The 6,111-nt window shown below is 60.4% G+C and carries 5 protein-coding genes; 2 read left to right on the plus strand and 3 right to left on the minus strand.

The features are described from left to right. Window positions 1–426 precede the first annotated feature (426 nt). Window positions 427–900, minus strand: coding sequence for a hypothetical protein (locus tag IRZ24_RS15475; RefSeq protein ID WP_297165865.1), 474 nt, complete (start codon window positions 898–900; stop codon window positions 427–429). Window positions 901–1,454: 554 nt separating this feature from the next. On the opposite strand from IRZ24_RS15475, the gene IRZ24_RS15480 reads away from it, so the two are divergent. Further along, window positions 1,455–3,038: an acyl--CoA ligase family protein gene (locus tag IRZ24_RS15480; protein ID WP_297165867.1), complete on the plus strand. Its 1,584-nt coding sequence runs from the start codon at window positions 1,455–1,457 to the stop codon at window positions 3,036–3,038. 252 nt (window positions 3,039–3,290) lie between these two features. Further along, window positions 3,291–5,024 (plus strand): toll/interleukin-1 receptor domain-containing protein, encoded by a 1,734-nt coding sequence (locus tag IRZ24_RS15485; RefSeq protein WP_297165870.1) that lies wholly within the window; start codon window positions 3,291–3,293, stop codon window positions 5,022–5,024. Between the two features lie 128 nt (window positions 5,025–5,152). Here the strand turns inward: IRZ24_RS15485 and IRZ24_RS15490 are convergent, their stop codons facing one another. Then, window positions 5,153–5,350 (minus strand): hypothetical protein, encoded by a 198-nt coding sequence (locus IRZ24_RS15490; RefSeq protein ID WP_297165873.1) that lies wholly within the window; start codon window positions 5,348–5,350, stop codon window positions 5,153–5,155. Between the two features lie 283 nt (window positions 5,351–5,633). Next, window positions 5,634–6,111: ROK family protein (locus tag IRZ24_RS15495; RefSeq protein ID WP_297165876.1), on the minus strand; the 478-nt coding region annotated here is incomplete at its 5' end.

Raw genomic sequence — 6,111 nt, forward strand, 5'->3', positions numbered from 1 at the left:
CCCGTAGTCCATCAATCCTCAGCATCCAGAGGCAGAAGTCTATCCCTAATTCCGTGCGTATGCTATAGTGCCACGATTGCTCTCTCTGTAGCAGTCGCATAGTAGCATTCCTCCCCTGCCTGAAGCTACGCAGAAGCGTTAGCAAAGGTTCTTAATGATCAACCTTATCCGGCCCTGGTCGGACTACTTCCACAGACAAGATACCAGCTAATAGTTCAAGCTCTCCAGGTGACAAACTTCCTCTTCAGGAGCAACACGGCTGCCACTGACTGAGCGCTGTGGCAGCCAGCTGCAGCGGCAACTCATGGCCAACAACAGCATCCTTCAGGCGCGTTGCCAGCGAGAGATTTGCCAGGCGGCTTGCTCATCTTCCTTCGCTCTTCATGAGCAACGGCGCTCGCGTTGGGATCCGGGTACGCTTGTGACTCAGCCGCTCCTCGCTGCCGTTCTCAGCGTGCGAAAAAGATCGCACGTATAGCCTAGCCAGGTGTTAATCGTGAGTTCAGTGAGAAAGACACCATAAACAACTCCCGAGCGAGGGGCATAATGGGTATACCCATCACGCCAATCTGGGCTAGCCTGTGGGCCAATGCCGCCTGAATCAGTTCCAGAGTTGTTCACTGTCAGGGTCCAGTGACCAAAAGCTACCCACCCTTTAGAGGAATTCACGATGATATTGATGGCTATACCTCTAGAGCCTGTTGCTCCAGGATTGGCCCGCAATTCAGCGTGTCCGCAGTTTCCATCAGCCGCATCTCTTCCATGTGGAAGAATAGCGCCAGGTGGCGCTTTGAGCACACGCAGGCCGACACGGATACCTTGAGGATTGCTCACCAAACTTGACGCTAATGCTGTCTCTCTTGACCAGAGGATCAGGGTAATAACGATTAGAATACTCAAAAATAACTTTTTTTCAAAGCAACGCTTGCTACCTTACTCTGACTCATTGATTGCTCCTTTCCTCTCGTTGCTGCAAAGCTACTCACGGTAGATGGCTGGCCTGTATATAGAAAGAGGGGGCGATCGCAGAGGATCAGAATCTGATGCTTATGATGCTCCTTCTATATACATGATCTTGCATATGATATACCCTGCAAACAGATGATTATCAATATCTGAGAGTACTAATTGATCTGACCTGATAACAGAGTTTTCCAGGGCACAGGTGATTATAGCTATTATCCTCTGAACCGTGAGGCTCAGCTAGCCTGAAAGGCCCGCGATGATGCAAGGGCGCGACGCCTGGACGTAAGAGCGACACCAGGACCTCGGGCGACCCGCCATGATGTATACTAAGCAATAACAGCTATGGTCAGTCTGGCCGGCCTGCTGTCTGGGCAGAGATACAGGCAACATCAGCAGGCCAGACCAAAGAAGGAAGAAGGTGCAACAGGCTCCTCCGCGGGCCTGCGCCGTCCCCTTGTCGACGGGAACGATAAGGAGGGAGAATCTGTATGGTCGCCACCACCAAGGTCTACCGCACTGAGCTGACACCGGTCAGCTTTTTGGAGCGCAGCGCTCTCGTCTTCCCCAATAAGGTGGCTGTAGTCCACGGCGAGCGCCGCTATACTTACCGCCAGTTCGCCGAGCGCGTCTATCGCCTGGCTAACCAACTGCGCGCCACCGGCCTGCGCAAACACGACCGCGTCGCTTTCCTCAGCCCCAATGCGCCCGCCCTGCTCGAAGCCCACTTCGGCGTGCCCGCCGCCGGCGGCATCCTGGTCGCCATCAATACGCGCCTGACCAGTAAGGAGATCGACTATATTTTGAAGCATTCCGGCTCACGCTTCCTCTTCGCCGACGCCGAGCTGCTGCCACTGGTGGAATCCTTAGAGCTGCCCGGCGTAGAGCTGGTGCGCATCGACGACACCGGGCAGCCCGCTGATCCCTACGAGCAGTTTCTGGCCGCCGGCTCGCCAGAACCACCAGAGAGCTGGCTGGAGGACGAGGAGGAGACAATTTCGATTAATTACACGTCGGGTACAACGGGCAACCCGAAGGGCGTGATGTATACCTACCGCGGCGCTTATCTGAACGCCCTGGGCGAGGTCATCGAGACAGGCATGAGCAGCAGCAGCGTCTATCTGTGGACGCTGCCGATGTTCCACTGCAATGGCTGGTGTTTCCCGTGGGCGGTGACCGCTGTGGGGGCGCGCCATGTCTGCCTGCGTAAGGTTGATCCTGGCCTGGTGTGGGACTTGCTGGAGCAGGAAGGGGTAACGCACTACAATGGAGCACCGACGGTGCATATCTTTATTGTGAACCATCCAAAGGCTCACCCCATCGAGCGCGGAGTGACAGTGACAGTAGCCGGTGCCCCGCCTTCGCCGACACTACTGGCACAGATGCGCCGCCTGAATATGCGCCCGATCCATGTCTATGGGCTGACGGAGACCTACGGCCCGTATACGGTCTGCGAGTGGCACGAGGAATGGAGCACGCTGCCGGAGGAGGAGCAGGCTCGCTTGCTGGCGCGCCAGGGCCAGGGCTACGTGGTCGCCGAGCGGGCGCGCGTGGTCGACAGCGAGATGCACGATGTGCCCTGGGACGGGCAGACGATGGGTGAGGTGCTGATGCGCGGCAATAATGTGGCCAAGGGCTATTATGAGAATCCCGAGGCGACGGAGAAGGCCTTTGCCGGTGGCTGGTTTCACTCTGGCGATATCGCAGTCTGGCACCCCGATGGCTATATCGAGCTGCGCGATCGCGCCAAAGATATCATCATCTCGGGCGGCGAGAACATCTCAACGATCGAGGTCGAGCAGGTGGTGGCACGCCATCCCGCTGTATTGGAGTGCGCGGTGATCGGTATCCCCGATCCAACCTGGGGCGAGCGCCCGAAGGCCTTTGTGACGCTGAAGCCCGGCCAGAGCGCGACAGAGCAGGAGATCATTGAGTTCTGCCGCCAGCATCTGGCACATTTTAAGTGCCCAGTGGCGGTTTCCTTTGGCGAGCTGCCCAAGACATCGACGGGTAAGATCCAGAAGTTTGTGCTGCGTGAACGCGAGTGGGCCGGTCGCGAGAAGCGTATTAATTAATTAATCAGGTCGGCACCTGACGACTCCACTGTATAGCAGGCAGGGCGCTCCGGGCTTAGCTTGCTGGACGCCCTGCTTTGTTTGACCTCCATCTGCCTGCTGCGCACTGTGGGCAGCAGTCTCTACCTTATCAGGCTTTCGCTGTTCTCTTGCCCTCTTCACTGCTTTCACCTATACTGGTGAGCAATGGATTGCTACTACTCAAATGTTGCGCCGCTGCACTCTGAGACGGACAGCGCGAGAAGGAGGGCTATGAGAACCTCCGACATGATCACGGTTTTCTGCTCCTGGTCCGGGACCGCCACCGACGGGCCCTGGAGCGAGCAGGTGCTGACGATGCTGAAGCCGCTGGCAGCCCAGAATCTGATTGCGCTCTGGGAGGGCGGTCCGCCGGCTACCGAGACTGCCGCCGCTCAGGAACGGGCCCAGGCTCTCGCCCGCAGCGCTCTCTTTCTGGTCCTGCTCAGTCCCGATTATCTGGCGGCTCCCGAGCGCGTGGCTGAGCTAGAGCAGGTCTGGCGACGTCATGCCGGCGGGGAACTTGTGCTTATCCCGGTTGTGCTGCGCGCCTGCGCCTGGAGAGAGAGCGCGGTCGGCGACCTGACGCCGCTGCCCGTCGATGGGCAGGCGCTTGCCAGCCGCGACGATCCCGAGGAGGGACTGCGCCAGGTTGAGCGCGGTCTACGCTGTGCTCTGGGCAGCCTGCTCTTTGCGCGCCTTCGCCAGCGCGACGCCTCCGCCGCTGAGCTGCTGCGCTTCTGCTCCTGCCTGGCACCTGCACCTATTCCAGAGAGCCTGCTGACAGAGGGGCTGGCCCGACCGTCACACCCACTGGCCGCGCTGGCCGCCGATCACTCCGCCTTGATGGTCACGCTTGCGGCCCTGGAGGCTGATGGTCTGCTTACCCGCGACCCTCAGAGCGGCAATCTACAGGTCCATGAGCTGGTGCGGGAGGCCCTGACTGAGCACTTGCCTGCAGAGGAGCTGACAGCCTGGCAGCCATTGGCCATCGAGGCTCTGGTCACCGCTTACCCGGGTCAGCAGCCGGAGCACTGGCCCCTCTATGAGGCTCTGCTGCCGCACGCGCTGCACTGCGCCGCCTGGATCGCCCGAGAGCCAGCGCTGCAGACCGCTCCTGCCGCCAGCTTGCTTGAGCAGGCTGGCACCTATCTGCGCCAGCATGGACGCTATCAGGAGGCAGTCCCCTTGTTTGAGCGCGCGCTCTCCATCCGCGAGCAGGTGCTCGGCCCCGAGCACGCTGAGACGGCGACCTCTCTCTACGATCTGGCCTTCGTCTATCGCTTCGCGGGTCGCTCCTCGGAAGCACTCCCTCTGCTTGAGCGCGCGCTCTCCATCCGCGAGCAGGCGCTCGGTCCCGCTCACCCTCTGACCGTCACTACGCTTGAGTCCCTGGCTTTCCTCCATATGAGCACAGGTCGTTTGACCACAGCTTTCCCCCTTCTCGAGCGCCTGGCCCCGCTCGCCGAGCAGGTTTTTGGTCCGTCCAACCCTAAGACGCTTTCTGCTCTGAATACGCTGGCTCTCTGCTACGAGCGCCTGGATCGTTTGCCAGAGGCCTGCACGCTCTTTGAGCGGGCCTTGGCTCTCTGCGAGCAGGCTCATCAATCGCCCCCCAGCCTTATGGCTACTCTTCTGCATAATCTGGCTCTCCTCTATCGCCGCCTGGGCCATACCACTGAGTCCCTTGCTCTGCTAGAGCGTGCTCTGGCAGTTTGCGAGCAGACCTTTGGTCCAAGTGACCGGCGCGCAGCCACTACCCTGTACAATCTGGCCCTGCTCTATAGGGATCTGGGCCGCCGCGAGGAAGCACTGCCCTTGCTTGAGCGCGCCCTGGGCCGCCGCGAGGAAGCACTGCCCTTGCTTGAGCGCGCCCTGGCCATCTACGAGCGAGCAGCCGGCTCCAATCACCCGCTCACTCGCCAGGTGCGCGAGACCTACCGCCAGTTCCAGCCAGCAGAAGACTGACCATCCCTCGCCCTGACTCATTTCACAGCCCCTCAAAAGCCAGCAGGCCGGCACCGCAGCTATCATGCCACAGCACCGGCCCGCCTCTGGCCTACTTCCTCTTTGGCCACAACTCCCCACTCTCTAAACTATAAGAAAGCTCCGCGCGCCTCCTCGTTCCCCAAATGAAAGTACATACAAGCAATCACCAGGAAAAAGAGGCTCACAATCAGCAACGCATTGCGAATAGCCACCTCAAACTGCCAGCCCAGCCAGACCACCAGCAGCGTCGCCACCAGACCGAGCACCCCCAAGACGCGATAGAGTCCCACACTGCGGTAGACCATATCAGGCACCCCTTTCCGAAAAGATCCTTCCTTCGGTTCAACACGCGCTTACTCGCTCGCACAGCTCACAGCTTGCTCAGCGCGCCCGCCACACCCACGCGCCCGCCGTGCCAGTGCCCACGGCCCCCAGACGGCACGCAGGCAGCCACTCAACCATAGATCGCATTCCTCTCTATAGCACGACTGGTCACGAAAAGGCAAGAGATCCCGCCCGCTCGTACCCTTTCACCAGGCCGCCAGTGATGCAGGCCCCGCACCCGATAGTCTCACTCAGCCTTGATCGTCAAGCCCACACCGATTGCAACAACATCGCGGCCCGCAAGGCTCCATAGGCCGGCGCATCCCCCCCAAGCTGAGCGGCCACCACCGGCGTCTGCCGCACACTCGGCGACCCATAGCGCTGCAACCCTTCGCGCAGAAGCGGCGCAAACAGATCGAAGGCGCCCGTCAGCGGTCCGCCAAAGATCAACACCTCGGGATCAAAAAGACTCGCCAGACCCGCCACAGCGATGCTCAGCACCGCCGCACAGTCCGCCACCAGCTTCGCACAGGTCACCTGCCCCTCACGCGCTCGCGCAATGATTTCCTCCGGCGAGAGCGGCGGATCAAGCAAGCGTCCCTGCGACGCCAGCGCTGAGGCCGAAGCATACAGATCCAGATAGCCATGCCCCGGATCTGGCGTCTGCTGCCGGTCCAAGACCAGCCAGCCCAAGGCGCCCGCGCTACCATGTGCCCCATGCACAATTCGCCCCCCCAACATC

The organism is Thermogemmatispora sp., from assembly GCF_019683755.1.
In the GTDB taxonomy this organism is placed as follows: domain Bacteria; phylum Chloroflexota; class Ktedonobacteria; order Ktedonobacterales; family Ktedonobacteraceae; genus Thermogemmatispora.